The organism is Solibacillus sp. FSL W7-1472 (assembly GCF_037969775.1).
Classification (GTDB): Bacteria; Bacillota; Bacilli; order Bacillales_A; family Planococcaceae; genus Solibacillus; species Solibacillus silvestris.
On record NZ_CP150208.1, the window covers coordinates 1778429 to 1792387 of the forward strand.

Genomic DNA, 13959 nt, shown 5'->3' on the forward strand with positions numbered 1-13959 from the left:
AAATAAGAAGCTTTTTTAATGGAGGAGAAAAATGACTACAACTTATGTTAATTGGGGAAAATCAAGAGTTAAACTAATTTGGGAAAAAAATACTTTACTTCCTCAATCTAATTTGATTACAAGTGTACACGGTTTTTGTTTTAAAGAAGATCAACTGTTACTAGTCGACTTAAAGGATCGAGGGTGGGATTTTCCGGGAGGACACATCGAATCAGAGGAAACTCCAGAGGAATGCTTTAAACGGGAAGCTTTGGAAGAGGGATATATTGAAGGGGAATGTAAGTTATTGGGACATATAATTGTAGACCATTGTGAAAATCCAATGTGGACAGAAGGGAGTCCATATCCTAAAATTGGTTATCAAGTTTTCTACAAAATGAATATCACAAAATTGTTACCATTTGAAGGTAAATATGAATCGACCCGACGTATTTTTATAAACCCTAATGATATTTCCGACTATTATTCAAAATGGAATGGGCTTTATCAGGAAATAATGGACTGTGCTATACAATAAATGCCGTATGAAATTTTATACATATACCGTTCATAACTAAGGACACAGAAAAACGATTTTACGCAAGGAAATACACAACGGTCTTATACCATTATAGTTATGCTTTAATTTATAACTTCTACAATCTGATGTTATCTTTGAAATAAATAAGGATAAGCGTTCATCTTCATTTTAGGACCAGATTTGAAGAATGGTTGGGGTAACAATATGTAATAATTAAAGGCAGTTTTTACATTAGACTAGCTCTTCCAATAATGAAAAGGTACTTTTGAAATAACAGAGACAAAAGTACCTACACACTAAATTTAAGGTTTTAAAACCACTTTAATGCAATCTTCTTGTTTTGTATCGAATATTTCATAGCCATGTTTTGCTTTTTCGAGAGGGAGGACATGTGTGATGATATCACCTGCATTCACTTTACCATCAGCAATTAAATTATAGACATGAGGCATAAGATGAACAACTGGTGCTTGTCCAGTACGTATCGCTACATTGCGTTGGAAGATATCACCGAGTGGGAAGGCATTATATCGCCCACCATAAACACCGGTAATTTGAATTGTTCCACCTTTACGTACAGCTTGACTGGCTGTGACTATCGCTCCCATAGCGCCACTTTGCAGTTTTACGCCACTTGCAAGGAATTCTAGAGGCGTCATTTTTCCGCTCATCCCGACACAATCAATGACAACGTCTGCGCCGCCTTTTGTAATCTCTTTCAAATATTCACCACAATTTTCATGGTCTTCAAAATTAACGATTTCCACTTTATTTGTCTTCTTTGCATGTTTGAGACGATATCCGATGTAGTCAACTGCGATTACTCTTTCCGCACCTTTTAACCAAGTAAATTTTTGCGCCAATAGCCCAACTGGTCCGCAGCCAAGAATAACAACCGTATCTCTTTTTTTTACACCGGCATTCTCTACACTCCAAAAAGCAGTAGAGGCAGCATCGGCAAGGAGAACGAGACTTTCATCAGGAACTTCTGATTTTTCCGGAATTTTGAAAGGGAGAAAATTTCCATAGGGAACGCGCATATACTCTGCCTGTCCTCCCGGAAAACCGCCTGTAGTGTCTGAATAGCCAAAGTAGGCACCCATTTCACCATTGTCATTGGAATTATCACATTGACTTTCCAGCTCGTGATTGCAGTACCAGCATTGACCACATGCAATATTAAAAGGAATAATAACCCGATCACCCTTTTTTACCTTCGTCACATCCTTACCGACTTCTTCTACAATTCCCATCGGTTCATGGCCAATAACATAATCTTGGCCAAGATTTGGAATCATTCCATGAATCAAATGTAAGTCTGACCCGCAAATGGCCGTTGTTGTTAGGCGGACAATAATATCATCGGCTTTTTTTATTTTAGGGTCTTGTACTTCTTTAACCTCAACATTTTTAACACCTTGATAAGTAACAGCTTTCATTTAAAATATCCCTCTTTTTTAGTTAATTTTTTGGTGGGGTAGGGAACATTCCTTTGCGGTTCATGCTCTTAGGAAATAATTCCAACTGTGCAATACTAATCGCATTTTCTGCAGATTTAATATCCAGTTCTTTTTGACCTTCAAGATTAAAGGGCTTCAGCCATTCTTTTTTTTGCATTAGATCAGAAATCTCAAAATATAAATCAATCATGACATCTAGCTGAGTTCTCATGATTTTTTGAAGTGCAGGGGAAGCTGTTTCGGTTAAGGCGATTGAAAGATTTCGAATACCCGTTTTGGTAGTAAGTAAAAACTCAAGAGCAACTCCCGAATCAGTTAGTTCAGGCATTCCAACTGAATTTATAGGATCTAAATAGTCTTGCATATCATTGTCCTCCTAATATTCTAATTCTGATTTAGAGTAAAGCTTGACCATGGCAGTGAGTGCTGGGGTAGATAATTTAACATTTTTGTCTAATAAGGCTCTTAAATCATCATCAAAGACAACCCCTTGACTCAGCTTCGATTTGAGTAAACTCGTTGTCATAAAGTTTATGACTTCATGAAATTCCATTGTTTCATGAAGTGCTAATTTTTTTTCTAACACGTTTAGCACACCTCCTGATTTTTCTTTAAAAAGTTACCACGATGAAAGTCTACCCTGTAGAAGTCTATATATACATTTAGGTTTTGGATTAGAAATGAAGATACTAAAGTGTATAAAAGGACGGTATGATTGAAATAACTGTAGAAAAGCAAAGAAAGGTATCGGTGCCATGTTTTCATTTTTTAAAGGGAAAAGGGAAATGAAGAATAGTAAAAATCAGCAGGGAAATAGCCCTACTGAATCTACTGATAAATCGCCGAATAACATCGATACCTCATTGTCCATGAATGTGGAAATCATTAAAAAAGACTCGAAGAGGTTAATATCCGGGCATTTGCGGTGAACGGGGAGACGATCGTTGCACACCGAGGCAGAACAGAACGTACAATCGAGCCGCAATTAGTCAGTAACCGTGAGAGTTAATTGGTGTTTTTGTAAGGGGATGAGCTGTATATGTATGAAGCAAAATCGGGTGTGTGACGATGTGAAAGTAGATCTCATAGAATTAAAACTATGAGTAGTTTGCAATTGATGGAAAAAGTAATGCAATCCATATACATTTTATGATGTTTTAACGGGTTGTAATAGTTCTAATCAAGAGACAATCAAATGAAAGTTACATGGAAAAATGGCGTAGGAACTTATGTTTTTGATGTTAATGTGAATTAACTGAACAATTAGTTTAAAGATAGGTGCAAGGTATCCAAATCTCCTTGCGCCTTTTTGCATTTTATAAGTTGTTGGTATTACAAACGGCTTATATTATTTTCAATATCCTCTTGTGAAAATTACTAGTATATACAAGGGTTGCCTGGTAACAAAAAAATTGGAATTTTACAGGAAGTAAAAACGAGTGGTAATGGGTAATTTTAGTTAAATTATCCTTACTTTTGTTAATTAAAGAAAATAAAAGCAACTTTAGAAGTTGCCTAGTCGTCTCACTTTTGAAGGGAAAATGGTTCAGGGAGATTAAAAAATGTCTAAAATGAATCCTTTAGTTCTTATTGAAGAAATATACAATGAGCATTATGCATATTTAAGAAATTTTTTAATAGGTCTTACCAAAAGTGACGTAATAGCTGATGATATTATTCAAGATTTTTTTACAAAAATTTTAGTTTCACCCTCCATAGTTACAGAAGTTAAGTATATGAGGAGTTGGTTAATAACAGGGGTTAAAAATACTCTACTTGATTATTATAAAAAGAAGAAGCCTGAGTTGCTTCAAGATGAGAATATTATAGAGACGTTGTTGGTTGACAATTATACACCAGAAGTAAGTGCAACAATAAACAATGAATTGGAAACAATTTTAGGCAAGCTGTCAACTTCTGAAAAAGCAATTATTATAGCAAAAGAATATTATGGTTATGACTATAATGAAATTAGCAATCTTTTAAATATACCAGTATCTACAATTAAATCGAAAGTGTTCAGAATGAGGAAAAGAATGATTAAAGTGAGGTAATTCTATGGATTCTTTTAAAAAAATACATCTTTTATCTCAGGAGTTGATTCCCATAATTAACGACCTTGATGATGAACCGAGACAGGTTATTTTAGAACATATCACAAACTGTGAAGATTGCAAAATATTATATGATAGTACAGAGAACTTTAATAAAACTATGCCAATGCACGATTACTCAGAGAATGTGGAGTTAAAGCCCTTAAAAAAATTAGTGCAGTTTAATAATGGATTAAAGTTATTACTGATTACTGTAAGAGCGTTAATTTTGTTTTATATTGTTTACTCCAGCTTTAAATATAATGGTGCGGAGTCTGTACCATCATTGCTAGAGTACATTAAATCAGGAATATTTCTATTTTATATACCAGCTGTCATATTTCTATTGGTATTTACATTTACTTTCTTCAATAAAAAATGGCTTTGGATATCGCTGGTGACGGATTTAGTAATTATTTTATTTTTATCAAAAGTGTTACAGATGTTTTTATAAATGGAGGTGCTAACATGGCCTATTTAATTATGTTGGTTGGATTGTTTTTAGGTATTATATTTTTTGCGTTTGTATTTATTGCTTCAAAAAGGAACGGCAAATACTATTTGGCACCTGTCATCACTTTTCTCTTTTCAGGAATGATTGTTGCGTACAGCATATTCATGGTTGGAGGATTTGAAGGGATGGGTTATTTATTTCTAGCAGTAGGTTTTTTTATTGTTAGTATATTGGGGACATTATTTTTACCCTTACTAATACGTAGAATTGAATCACAGTATCTTAATAAGAGAGATAAAATCAGTTTATTCCTTTTACCTATTATATTTTTTACTACAATCGGGATATCAATATTTTCACAAGATGGATATTGAATTATTGAACAGGCAAGTGCTACTCCTGTAGAAACAGAAGGTTATCAGGTTTCCACTATTTCTGAAGGAAGTAAAGCAATTACTTTACTACTAGGTGAAAAATATCTTGGAAAAGAAATTGAAGTGGAAAGCGTGAGTAAATGGGGCTCTACGGAAATTATTTTGAAATTTGTAGATGGAGGGGATAAGGATAAAGTTCCTTTTATAAAAATAGGTCTTAATGAAATAAACGAATCTTTGAAAGTACAAACAACAGAGGGTAAAATCTTTCAACCGATAGGAAGTGCAAGGGATTGAATCTAATTGGAATAGCATCAGAACTATATATTCACAACGTAAATTTTTTTAAATAAACACCGCTTTAGTGGTTTTTTACCAAACCTTTGGAGGGCTGTATGGAGAAAACAAGTTTATATGCATACATTAGTTTTACTGGTAAGGATGATGTTGACGATTTTCCTGTTGAAGTAATAACAGATATGTTAGGTGTACAGCCAACAACAATATATCGGATGGGTGAAAGAATAAATGATGTACGTACGCGTTCATTTACATCGTGACAATTCGAAACGGAAACATTAGAAACACTTGATACAGATGATGTTTTACTTCCCATTTTAAATGTTTTCCAGTACAAAACAGTTACAATTAACCGATTAAAAGAAGAATTGAATTTGAATATACAAATTCAATTAGTGATAACAATGATAAATGGTTATACACCAGGATTAGTAATCTCCCCTGAGTTTAGTAGGTTTGCATCTGCTATCAATGCATCCATTGGTATTGATATGTATGTATATCCTTTTAGTGACCCTGAAGAATAACAACTTTACTTTAAAAATACCAATTACTCAAGGGTCTTATTTTTATTTTATTGTCAAACGATGCTTTGGCAATATTTCCGAGCAGAATTGCTTTAACAGGAAAGTGTTTAGCAACTATAGTTATATAAGATATTTTGGCACTGAGCCAATGCCTGAGGAATTAGAACTTTCTCTTGATAATGGAGGGGGTACTATTTCATTGGATGAAAATGGTATGTTTTCATTATTAAAAGGATGTTCTAATTTAGTAAATGGATCAGAGGTAGAAGCGATTATTAAATGGGACAATAAAACTGACATAATACCATTAATATTGAAATAAAAATGTAGCGATGCATCAAAAAATGAACAGTATTTACTGTTCATTTATTATTTCATATTAATGTGAAAGTCTTCTATGCAGAAAGAAAGAGATTAAAAAGGCAATGATTAAGACGGGAAATGCGTATATTTGGCCGATTAGCAATTTCCAACCTATCGTATTGTATCCATCAGAAGCAGGTAGCATAACAGCAATTATACAAACAATTAAATAAACTAATAATGGAACCATTATTTTTTTCATTTATTCATTCAACTCCTTTAAACATTTGTTATATACTTATTTTACAGAACTTACCAAGGTAATTCTACTACGCATAAACTGCAGACTTTACGAAAACAGTCTTTTTATAAACCCAAACATAAAAACAAAAAAGAAGAATCCATTTTGTACATTCTTTTTTCACAATGAATTTTTCTGGATTTTAATCGGAGGAAAGACATGAAATTTTATATTGCATCAAGTTTTACGAATAAGGATAAGGTTAGATATGTTAGTGAAAAATTAAAGAGTAATGGATATAGGTCAATTACTTGTAACTTGAGTACCCTTTATTTTTTTGATTCCAAAAAAGTAATCTTCCATTTACAAATGGCTGGCTAACATACGAAACAACGCGATAGTGAGCAGACAATACCTTCAAGGAAAGTCATCATACAAAGGTTTAGGTATGATTTATTCATGTAATATTTGTAATATATGTAATAATACTATTTTTATCCTCTGAATTAAACATTCTTTAATTGCTTTATAAGCATTTTTTATCCATTACTATATGTTACTATCTCCTAACCGTTTTATTCATTTCAGAGGAATACTAGGCCCATTTAATACAATGATTTAGGAACTTTCCCCAACGGTAGATAAAGAAATTTAATGGTACTTTAAATATAATGTAATAACGAATTAATTCCTTTATATTACAATTGATATTAAATAAGGAGGGGTTAGATGTTAATTAAAAATAATGAAGATTTATATGAATTACTAGATTCTTTGTTGAGAGAGCCAACAGAATTTTGGAATACATTTTATAAAGATAAAGAAAAAAATGTCCCATTTTTTTGTGATAGACCTGACGAACATTTGGTTAAAAATTTTGAAACAAATTATTAAGCCTCGTAAGGTACTTGAAATTGGCTGTGGGAATGGGCGAAACGCGATTTATTTAGCTCAAAAAGGTTGTACTGTAACCGCTGTAGATATATCTCAACGAGCAATTGATTGGGCAAAAGAGCAAGCAGAGGTCAATAGTGTAAAAATTCAATTTGTTTGTGAGAATATCTTTAATTTAAATCTGGAATTACAAGAGTTTGATTACATATATGATTCCGGTTGTTTTCATCACCTATCACCACATCGAAGAGTATCTTACATTCAATTTATCAACAAATATTTAAAGAATAATGGTTATTTTTCAATTAGTGCATTTAAAGAAAACGGAAAGTACGGTGGATCATCGCTATCCGATAAACAATATTATATGGATCGAACTTTATACGGTGGTTTGGGATATTCCAAAGAAAAGTTACAGATCCTTTTTTCGGAATTCCAAGAAATTGAGATACGTGATATGCAGCACAATAATTTAAATCACGATGAATTTGGTCTTGAGGATTTTATTGTATGCACTTTTAAAAAAGTATAACTCCAGATTAAATTACGGATTTATAGAAGTGACCTACAATTTTATTAGGGTGGGTGAATGAACTGAAGAAGATAGGTAGTTTATGTTTAGTGTTCTTCTTAGCAGCGTGTCAATCTGTAACTAGTAGAGCTTATATTGTTGAAGCAGAAGTAGTAGAGGCGTTTCAAAGAAATAAAATGAATTTAGTCGAAATACATACCCCAGAAGAAGAAGACATATTTGGTTCTAAATTAAAAGGGGTGAAGCCAGGGGCATATCAGTTAAAAGAAAAGTTGGTTTTTATTTATGAATTCGACACAGCAGCTGATCGTGAGGATGGTAAGAGAGTATTTGTTGAAAAGACGGCTTCTATGAATTTAGTTTCGTACAGTCAATTTGAAAAACAAAATATATTAATATTTTATGTACATGGAGGAAATTTAAATTCAGATAATGTACTCTTCGAAAAAGAAATACAACAAGCATTGGATAGTCTTGTCGAAGGTTAACTGGACAACAGGAGAGATGGTATTTTGATTATAATGATAAATGGAGCATTTGGTGTAGGCAAAACTACAATAGCAAATCAGCTCCTGAACGAAATTGAAAATAGTATGTTATATGATCCTGAAGAAATAGGCTATATGTTAAGAAATGTTATTCCGATTGATATAAAAAGGACAGAATCCGCTACAGGAGACTTTCAAGATTTAGATTTATGGAAAGAGTTAACGGTTGATATGGGAAAGAAGTTGATTACTAAATATGAACTCAATTTAATCGTGCCAATGACGATCAGGGAAATAGAATACTTTCACTATATTTACAATGGGTTTAAAAGTATTGATAAACAAACCTATCATTTTTGTCTCAATGCAAGTAAAGAGACAATATACGAAAGGTTAAGAGAACGTGGAGAGGAAGAAGGCAACTGGTGTTTTCAACAAACCGATAAATGCTTAGCTGCCTACAATCAATACGAATTTGGAGAGTATATAGATACTGAAAAAAAAAGTATCGATGAAATTATTCAACATATAAAAGGAAAGTTAAATCTTCTTTAAACAAAAGTATATCTACTATTATTGAGCGCATTTTTTAATAAGAAATGCGTATTTTCCATTTAAGCTCAAGTGGGTGAAAATCGGCTTTTAAGAGATTACTAGAGGAGGTGTACTATTGCTGCCAATTCGAATTGAAGAGATTCCAAGAGAAATACAGGAATACGTTAACAAGATTAATTCCATAAGTTTCCCGCGACAAGGACATAGTTCCAATGTTGGTTTAATCGAAAATAATCAAGAGATCTATGCACTCAAGAGGACAATGGGAGAGTTAAATTGTGCTTTACTAAATCGAGAGGTGACAGTACTTAACTGTTTGACTCAAAAAACAAAATTACCTATCCCAAAGGTGAAGAGTTTCGTTGAACAAGTATCCGAAAAGGAATCTTGGGCTCTTATTGAGTTTCTAGAAGGGGAAACTGTTAGAGCCGCTTTATATAACGAAAAAAGTAAGGGAAAACGACACGAAATAATATATAACTTTGGTAATATTTTGCGGCAAATTCATTCAACACCTTGTCCTTCTGAACTAATAAGTGAACGTCCTTGGTTAGATGAGAAGCTATGCCAGGCAGAACTTAATTTTAAAAAATATCATGTGGGTTGTACTTTAGAATTATTGGGAAAAATTAAATCTTTTAAACCGAAAGAATGCCCTCAAACACTCATACACGGAGATTTTACGATCGATAATGTTTTAGTCAAGAACGGAGTAATTACAGGCGTAATAGACTGGGGTGGTGGTGCATACGGAGACCCAAGATATGACGTATCTTTAGCTATTCGTCCGAAACCCAATGCTTTTGAAGATGAGATAGATAAACAAATATTCTTTGAGGGCTATGGGGGCAAAATCATTGATGATAATGAGTACGATTATTTTGTAAACGGTTTATATGAGTTCTTCTAAGTAAATGTTTGAAAAGACTCTTCAAATTGGAGATTACTATCAGGATAAACGCTAAGTTAGTCTATCGTAAAGGGAGGTGTTAATTTGGAAATTTTATATCTGGTAGGGGCTATATTGTTCTCGATTTTATGGTTTACTAATTTGGTTCAGCTCTTAGAAAAATTACATCAAGGGAAAAATATACATAATCAAAAAATTTTAGGCTGTGTTTGGAGTGCTTGCTTAACTATATTTATAATTATTTCCACATCTATAGTTTTCTAACTCCTTGAGTTAACAGGATAACAAATTAAGGGAGAAGATGGAACCATGTACTTACAATTCATGTCTATATTAGAAATGAAAGAATAATGATTTGGAGGCATCATGATGTGGTTATTAATAGGTCTTATTGCAATCGTAGCAACTTTTATAAACCTGTATAGGTTTATAAAAGGTAAAGATTACAAACTTGCGATGGCCATTGGGTTATCATTTACAGCGTTGACCCTTTGTACAGAATACAGTCTAGTTTCGGAGTGGGTTAAAAACGAAAATTGGCCAGCTTTATGGGAAGTACCCAATTTTGAGAAGGTGCTATGGTTTTTAACAATTGTTTCTATATTATTAAATATAGCACCGATATTTTTAGAGCGGAAAAGGAAACAGTAGCAAACAGCTTTTTCCACTATTTAAAGACCTAAAAGACAATATGTAATGGATTGCATAAAAAGATTTTAAATAATTTCTTTTTATGCTATTTTTTTACGCAAATTACTGGAGACCAAAATCCATCCTTCTTTATCACCACTTCATCTACTTTATCGAAGTTTTCAAAGCACTTCTCAATAATAAGCTCATTTGCCTGATGATTCTTATAAATTTGGTTAAACAGTACACCGCCAATAGTTAGAATAAGAATGCTTCCAACTATTGCAATAGCCATATTAAATTTATTTTTATTCAAGGAACCCTTCTCCTTTCTTATAATTCAATTTTAACATTTTCGAGTAAATTATAAAATAAGAGTAATTAATCCTGTATACGGGTTTTGGAACAAACCTAGCGAAGTACTGCGTTGAGAAGATCGGTAAGGCAGGTTTATAGTAGTGTTTTGTAGAATTTAATACTGTGAAAAAAATTATTTATGAGGAGTTAAAAAAGGCATGGTTAATGTTGAAGGTTTCGAAGTCAAAATTGCAGCAATTGAAGATAGTAGCGTAATAATCAAAATGTTAAAGCAGTTAGCACAATGGATGAAGGAGCACGATATAAATCAATGGCAGTATTTATTGGACGGGGGTGATGATGAAGAAATCAAGCAAGCTATAGTCAATCAAGAAACATACATCGTATTGAAGGATAAGGAGATAATCGCAACTTTTTCATTATCATCGAAACAAAGTGAATGGGATAAACAATTATGGGGGAATGACACTACTTTATCCTCGCTTTATTTGCATAGACTTGCAATAGTTCCTGCTTATATGAATAAAGGTATTGGTAAAAGTATTTTAAAATGGATACAAGAATATGTGAGTGATAAGCAATTGCTTAAGCTAGATTGTATTGCGGCTAATGTTAAATTAAATAATTTTTATGTAGACAATGGGTTTGAATTTATTGGTGTTACGGATGGACATAGTAAATATCAGAAATTGATAAAAAAATAAGAATTTCTTCTATTAATTCGGTTATTGGAAAAGCGTATATTATAAAATTAAGTAAATTTAGGATAGTACGGGGAGGATCTACTATGGGGATTGATTTTCATAATGAAAAAAGCCGTAATACTTATACAACTAGAAAAGCAGATGATTCATGGGTTAATGTAATAACGGACTTGGTACCGTTGGATAATATCACTAAGGCGTTGGATATAGGATGTGGTGGGGGTATTTATTCAAAGGCATTAGCTGAAATGGAAGTAGCTTCTGTCACAGGGGTTGATTTTTCCGAAGAAATACTTAAAGGTGCGAGGGAGAATTGCAAAGAATATCCGAATATATCATTTAAGCAAGGTAATGCGCTGAATACCGGCTTAGAAAGTAATAATTATAACCTAATTCTTGAAAAAGCGTTAATACACCATATCAATGATTTGCAGAATTGTTTTGAAGAGGCCTATCGATTATTGGAAAACAAAGGAATATATATTGTTCAAGATCGTACACCTGAAGACTGCTTATTAAAAGGGAATGAACATCATATTAGAGGATATTTCTTTGAGCGATTCCCACAATTGATCGAGAAAGAGACAAAGCGCAGATACGATAGCGAATTTGTATTAAAAACACTTTCGGATGTTGGGTTTAAAGAGATTCAAGAAGTTAAGCTTTGGGAAACAAGAAAAGTTCATAAAAATAAAGAGGAATTATTAAACGACCTGGGTGAGAGAACAGGAAGAAGTATTTTGCACGAATTAGATGATAACGATTTAAGTGCATTGATTTCTTATATAGATAAAGCCATTACAAATGAAGAAAATATAGTGGAAAAAGATCGTTGGACAATTTGGAAAGCTGTAAAATAATATCTTTTGAAAAATTACTTAAAATAACAGAGCGTTAATCTATAAAGTTGTACGCTCTGTTATTGTTTTTCCTAAAGTAAATCAGCTTAACCTTCAACCATCCGATACACCCAATCATACACGAACTTGCATTACTTGAAGTCTAAGCTCTTCAAAAGAAAGAGTAGCTAATCTTTTTTTGTGAAAAAGTACCCAGATATTAAGTCTTTGCTAAAATAATGTTGAAGGATACTGAATTTAATTTAGGGGTGTGGGAAAAGTGATCGAGATAGAATTATCTAATGCTGTTAGAACTTTAGTGGAAGCAAGATACCCGAAAGGTTGGGGTGGTGCAGCAGCAGTTCGTGTAGAAGATGGTACGATTTATATAAGTGTGGCACCGGAAGTGATTAATGATGCAACAGCTCTTTGTATGGAAACAGGTGCCATTTTAGAAGCACATAAATTTAATAAAAAAATAACACATAGTATTTGCTTAGCACGGGAAGATGAATATTCACCGTTAAAAGTACTTTCGCCTTGTGGAATCTGTCAAGAACGCTTGTTTTACTGGGGTCCTCAAGTGCAATGCGCGATTTCAAATGATACTGAAGCTATTATTTTTAAAACATTAGAGGAACTGCAACCTTACCATTGGACAGATACATATTATGATGAAATGGTCGATCATTGGCAAAAACGATAGTTATATTACCTTTTTTATAAATCAGGTATAAAAAGTTTGAGGAAGCCCATGCGTTGGATTTCCTCTTTACGTCGTTTTGCAGTTAGTAGCTACAATGAAACATTTCCTAATGTCCTATCCAATCGATTTAGCGATTTCCTTTTTGTATTTAAAGTACATATTTAAAGAAACTAAGCCGAAAATTAGCATTAGCCATGGCGAGCCGAATCTTGTAATGGCGAAAGGTGTCTCGAAAAAAAAGGCACTCCAGAAGTCAAAGCCATTTTTATCCCACAACCCTGGTGTATAATAAGCATCTTTAAGACTAGTAAATTGCGCTGAGTTTTGGAATACGCAAAATGTAATAAAAAGGGCGAAGCATGCGTATGCACCGTAGATTTTGCTAAGACGCTGAAAATAATACTTTATTGAGGAATGATCGGAAAAGAGGGAATCGTCTTTATTTGTTGGGTTTATCCAATACTGTAAAGTCGAGAAACGTGAGCCTCCTACATGCACCCAGCCAAAATCCTCAAAAAATGTTTTGTATTCCTGAAATTTTTGTTCAGATTCGAATGATTGGCAATCTAATCGGAAAATTTGTTCTTTGTTTGATGTTTTTTCAAATGTGTACAGATTAAAGGCATTTACACGATTTAATTGCCATCCTTTTTGAAGCATCATGTTTAACCACTGTTCTTCTTTTTGAGCATTTGAAAATAATTTAAGCCTTCTCATCATTAAACCCTCCCTCGTAAAGTGAAAGAATATGTATGAAACGTCTTTTTTCAATTTCTAAAATCTCTAAGCCTTCATCTGTAATACGATAAACTTTTCTTCGCGGGTCGTCTGAAGGAACGAGAATAATCCAGTTGTACTTCAATAAATTTTCAATTGCACCATACAGAGTACCGGCAGCAATCCGTACTTCTCCATTACTCATCGTTTCGACCTCTTGCATAATTGCGTATCCATGCAATGGACTTCTCAACGCAAGTAATATATAGTGCATTGTTTCTGTTAATGGTAATAGCTTATGTCTTTTCATTACAGCGCTCCTTGCAAACAAAAATACAGTTAAACTTAATGTTATTATATACAGTCAAACTATACATTTCAACTGTATATATGG

General features: G+C 33.1%; 22 protein-coding genes and 1 pseudogene. 16 read left to right on the top strand and 7 right to left on the bottom strand.

The window, feature by feature from the left end; translation table 11 throughout:
- Nucleotides 1–31: 31 nt before the first annotated feature.
- Complete coding sequence (locus MKY07_RS08725; RefSeq protein WP_014823959.1) at nucleotides 32–517, top strand: NUDIX domain-containing protein; 486 nt, start codon at nucleotides 32–34, stop codon at nucleotides 515–517.
- A gap of 305 nt (nucleotides 518–822) precedes the next feature.
- Here the strand turns inward: MKY07_RS08725 and MKY07_RS08730 are convergent, their stop codons facing one another.
- The 3 genes from MKY07_RS08730 to MKY07_RS08740 are packed head-to-tail and all read right to left on the bottom strand — an operon-like array spanning nucleotide 823 to nucleotide 2566.
- Nucleotides 823–1959 carry a zinc-dependent alcohol dehydrogenase gene (locus MKY07_RS08730; protein ID WP_065216033.1) on the bottom strand — a complete coding sequence of 379 codons (1137 nt, stop codon included), beginning with the start codon at nucleotides 1957–1959 and terminating at the stop codon, nucleotides 823–825.
- A 22-nt stretch (nucleotides 1960–1981) separates the two neighbouring features.
- Nucleotides 1982–2344 carry a spore coat protein gene (locus MKY07_RS08735; protein ID WP_008407171.1) on the bottom strand — a complete coding sequence of 121 codons (363 nt, stop codon included), beginning with the start codon at nucleotides 2342–2344 and terminating at the stop codon, nucleotides 1982–1984.
- 12 nt (nucleotides 2345–2356) lie between these two features.
- Nucleotides 2357–2566, bottom strand: coding sequence for a hypothetical protein (locus tag MKY07_RS08740; protein WP_008407170.1), 210 nt, complete (start codon nucleotides 2564–2566; stop codon nucleotides 2357–2359).
- A 976-nt stretch (nucleotides 2567–3542) separates the two neighbouring features.
- Between MKY07_RS08740 and MKY07_RS08745 the strand changes: the two genes are divergently transcribed.
- From MKY07_RS08745 to MKY07_RS08770, 6 genes and pseudogenes are all read left to right on the top strand, one after another.
- Nucleotides 3543–4034, top strand: coding sequence for an RNA polymerase sigma factor (locus MKY07_RS08745; RefSeq protein ID WP_339264455.1), 492 nt, complete (start codon nucleotides 3543–3545; stop codon nucleotides 4032–4034).
- A gap of 4 nt (nucleotides 4035–4038) precedes the next feature.
- Complete coding sequence (locus MKY07_RS08750; protein ID WP_065216031.1) at nucleotides 4039–4527, top strand: hypothetical protein; 489 nt, start codon at nucleotides 4039–4041, stop codon at nucleotides 4525–4527.
- 14 nt (nucleotides 4528–4541) lie between these two features.
- Complete coding sequence (locus tag MKY07_RS08755) at nucleotides 4542–4901, top strand: YesK family protein (RefSeq protein WP_339264456.1); 360 nt, start codon at nucleotides 4542–4544, stop codon at nucleotides 4899–4901.
- 132 nt (nucleotides 4902–5033) lie between these two features.
- Nucleotides 5034–5198, top strand: coding sequence for a hypothetical protein (locus MKY07_RS08760; protein WP_339264457.1), 165 nt, complete (start codon nucleotides 5034–5036; stop codon nucleotides 5196–5198).
- Between the two features lie 98 nt (nucleotides 5199–5296).
- Nucleotides 5297–5728 (top strand): annotated as a pseudogene (locus MKY07_RS08765) (DUF4279 domain-containing protein).
- 199 nt (nucleotides 5729–5927) lie between these two features.
- Nucleotides 5928–6050 carry a hypothetical protein gene (locus MKY07_RS08770; protein ID WP_014823953.1) on the top strand — a complete coding sequence of 41 codons (123 nt, stop codon included), beginning with the start codon at nucleotides 5928–5930 and terminating at the stop codon, nucleotides 6048–6050.
- Between the two features lie 57 nt (nucleotides 6051–6107).
- Here the strand turns inward: MKY07_RS08770 and MKY07_RS08775 are convergent, their stop codons facing one another.
- Nucleotides 6108–6293, bottom strand: a complete 186-nt coding sequence (locus tag MKY07_RS08775) for a DUF4017 family protein (protein WP_014823952.1) — start codon at nucleotides 6291–6293, stop codon at nucleotides 6108–6110.
- 708 nt (nucleotides 6294–7001) lie between these two features.
- On the opposite strand from MKY07_RS08775, the gene MKY07_RS08780 reads away from it, so the two are divergent.
- The 6 genes from MKY07_RS08780 to MKY07_RS08805 all read left to right on the top strand — a co-directional run bounded on the left by MKY07_RS08780 (nucleotide 7002) and on the right by MKY07_RS08805 (nucleotide 10302).
- Nucleotides 7002–7166 (top strand): hypothetical protein, encoded by a 165-nt coding sequence (locus MKY07_RS08780; RefSeq protein WP_339264459.1) that lies wholly within the window; start codon nucleotides 7002–7004, stop codon nucleotides 7164–7166.
- Nucleotides 7150–7698, top strand: a complete 549-nt coding sequence (locus MKY07_RS08785; RefSeq protein WP_339264460.1) for a class I SAM-dependent methyltransferase — start codon at nucleotides 7150–7152, stop codon at nucleotides 7696–7698. The genes MKY07_RS08780 and MKY07_RS08785 overlap by 17 nt, the downstream gene beginning before the upstream one ends.
- Nucleotides 7699–7751: 53 nt before the next feature.
- Nucleotides 7752–8186, top strand: a complete 435-nt coding sequence (locus tag MKY07_RS08790; RefSeq protein ID WP_339264461.1) for a hypothetical protein — start codon at nucleotides 7752–7754, stop codon at nucleotides 8184–8186.
- Between the two features lie 33 nt (nucleotides 8187–8219).
- A complete protein-coding gene (locus MKY07_RS08795) occupies nucleotides 8220–8741 on the top strand; it encodes an AAA family ATPase (protein ID WP_232504563.1) in 522 nt (173 codons plus the stop codon).
- Nucleotides 8742–8856: 115 nt separating this feature from the next.
- Nucleotides 8857–9651, top strand: a complete 795-nt coding sequence (locus MKY07_RS08800) for an aminoglycoside phosphotransferase APH(3') (protein WP_014823947.1) — start codon at nucleotides 8857–8859, stop codon at nucleotides 9649–9651.
- Nucleotides 9652–10020: 369 nt separating this feature from the next.
- The gene (locus tag MKY07_RS08805; RefSeq protein ID WP_014823945.1) at nucleotides 10021–10302 is read left to right on the top strand and encodes a hypothetical protein; all 282 of its coding nucleotides are present in this window, start codon (nucleotides 10021–10023) and stop codon (nucleotides 10300–10302) included.
- Between the two features lie 85 nt (nucleotides 10303–10387).
- Here MKY07_RS08805 and MKY07_RS08810 read toward each other — a convergent pair whose 3' ends face one another.
- Entirely contained in the window at nucleotides 10388–10597 is a 210-nt protein-coding gene (locus MKY07_RS08810; protein WP_008407147.1) for a hypothetical protein, read from the bottom strand.
- 199 nt (nucleotides 10598–10796) lie between these two features.
- On the opposite strand from MKY07_RS08810, the gene MKY07_RS08815 reads away from it, so the two are divergent.
- From MKY07_RS08815 to MKY07_RS08825, 3 genes are all read left to right on the top strand, one after another.
- The gene (locus MKY07_RS08815) at nucleotides 10797–11303 is read left to right on the top strand and encodes a GNAT family N-acetyltransferase (RefSeq protein WP_014823944.1); all 507 of its coding nucleotides are present in this window, start codon (nucleotides 10797–10799) and stop codon (nucleotides 11301–11303) included.
- An 83-nt stretch (nucleotides 11304–11386) separates the two neighbouring features.
- The gene (locus MKY07_RS08820; RefSeq protein ID WP_339264462.1) at nucleotides 11387–12163 is read left to right on the top strand and encodes a class I SAM-dependent methyltransferase; all 777 of its coding nucleotides are present in this window, start codon (nucleotides 11387–11389) and stop codon (nucleotides 12161–12163) included.
- A gap of 259 nt (nucleotides 12164–12422) precedes the next feature.
- Nucleotides 12423–12848 (top strand): cytidine deaminase, encoded by a 426-nt coding sequence (locus MKY07_RS08825; RefSeq protein ID WP_339264464.1) that lies wholly within the window; start codon nucleotides 12423–12425, stop codon nucleotides 12846–12848.
- A 114-nt stretch (nucleotides 12849–12962) separates the two neighbouring features.
- Here the strand turns inward: MKY07_RS08825 and MKY07_RS08830 are convergent, their stop codons facing one another.
- Together MKY07_RS08830 and MKY07_RS08835 are read right to left on the bottom strand one after the other, a co-directional pair.
- Nucleotides 12963–13565 (bottom strand): DUF2812 domain-containing protein, encoded by a 603-nt coding sequence (locus tag MKY07_RS08830; protein ID WP_339264465.1) that lies wholly within the window; start codon nucleotides 13563–13565, stop codon nucleotides 12963–12965.
- Nucleotides 13552–13875, bottom strand: coding sequence for a PadR family transcriptional regulator (locus MKY07_RS08835; RefSeq protein ID WP_339264466.1), 324 nt, complete (start codon nucleotides 13873–13875; stop codon nucleotides 13552–13554). Before MKY07_RS08835 ends, MKY07_RS08830 begins: the two co-directional genes overlap by 14 nt.
- Nucleotides 13876–13959 lie beyond the last annotated feature (84 nt).

What these genes read in the sequence shown, in the direction of transcription:
- MKY07_RS08750 (WP_065216031.1), top strand. Translation starts at nt 4,039, where the DNA reads ATGGATTCTTTTAAAAAAATACATCTTTTATCTCAGGAGTTGATTCCC.
- MKY07_RS08745 (WP_339264455.1), top strand. Translation starts at nt 3,543, where the DNA reads ATGTCTAAAATGAATCCTTTAGTTCTTATTGAAGAAATATACAATGAG.
- MKY07_RS08830 (WP_339264465.1), bottom strand. Translation starts at nt 13,565, where the DNA reads ATGAGAAGGCTTAAATTATTTTCAAATGCTCAAAAAGAAGAACAGTGG.
- MKY07_RS08725 (WP_014823959.1), top strand. Translation starts at nt 32, where the DNA reads ATGACTACAACTTATGTTAATTGGGGAAAATCAAGAGTTAAACTAATT.
- MKY07_RS08820 (WP_339264462.1), top strand. Translation starts at nt 11,387, where the DNA reads ATGGGGATTGATTTTCATAATGAAAAAAGCCGTAATACTTATACAACT.
- MKY07_RS08775 (WP_014823952.1), bottom strand. Translation starts at nt 6,293, where the DNA reads ATGAAAAAAATAATGGTTCCATTATTAGTTTATTTAATTGTTTGTATA.
- MKY07_RS08815 (WP_014823944.1), top strand. Translation starts at nt 10,797, where the DNA reads ATGGTTAATGTTGAAGGTTTCGAAGTCAAAATTGCAGCAATTGAAGAT.
- MKY07_RS08795 (WP_232504563.1), top strand. Translation starts at nt 8,220, where the DNA reads ATGATAAATGGAGCATTTGGTGTAGGCAAAACTACAATAGCAAATCAG.
- MKY07_RS08730 (WP_065216033.1), bottom strand. Translation starts at nt 1,959, where the DNA reads ATGAAAGCTGTTACTTATCAAGGTGTTAAAAATGTTGAGGTTAAAGAA.
- MKY07_RS08780 (WP_339264459.1), top strand. Translation starts at nt 7,002, where the DNA reads ATGTTAATTAAAAATAATGAAGATTTATATGAATTACTAGATTCTTTG.
- MKY07_RS08735 (WP_008407171.1), bottom strand. Translation starts at nt 2,344, where the DNA reads ATGCAAGACTATTTAGATCCTATAAATTCAGTTGGAATGCCTGAACTA.
- MKY07_RS08805 (WP_014823945.1), top strand. Translation starts at nt 10,021, where the DNA reads ATGTGGTTATTAATAGGTCTTATTGCAATCGTAGCAACTTTTATAAAC.
- MKY07_RS08755 (WP_339264456.1), top strand. Translation starts at nt 4,542, where the DNA reads ATGGCCTATTTAATTATGTTGGTTGGATTGTTTTTAGGTATTATATTT.
- MKY07_RS08835 (WP_339264466.1), bottom strand. Translation starts at nt 13,875, where the DNA reads ATGAAAAGACATAAGCTATTACCATTAACAGAAACAATGCACTATATA.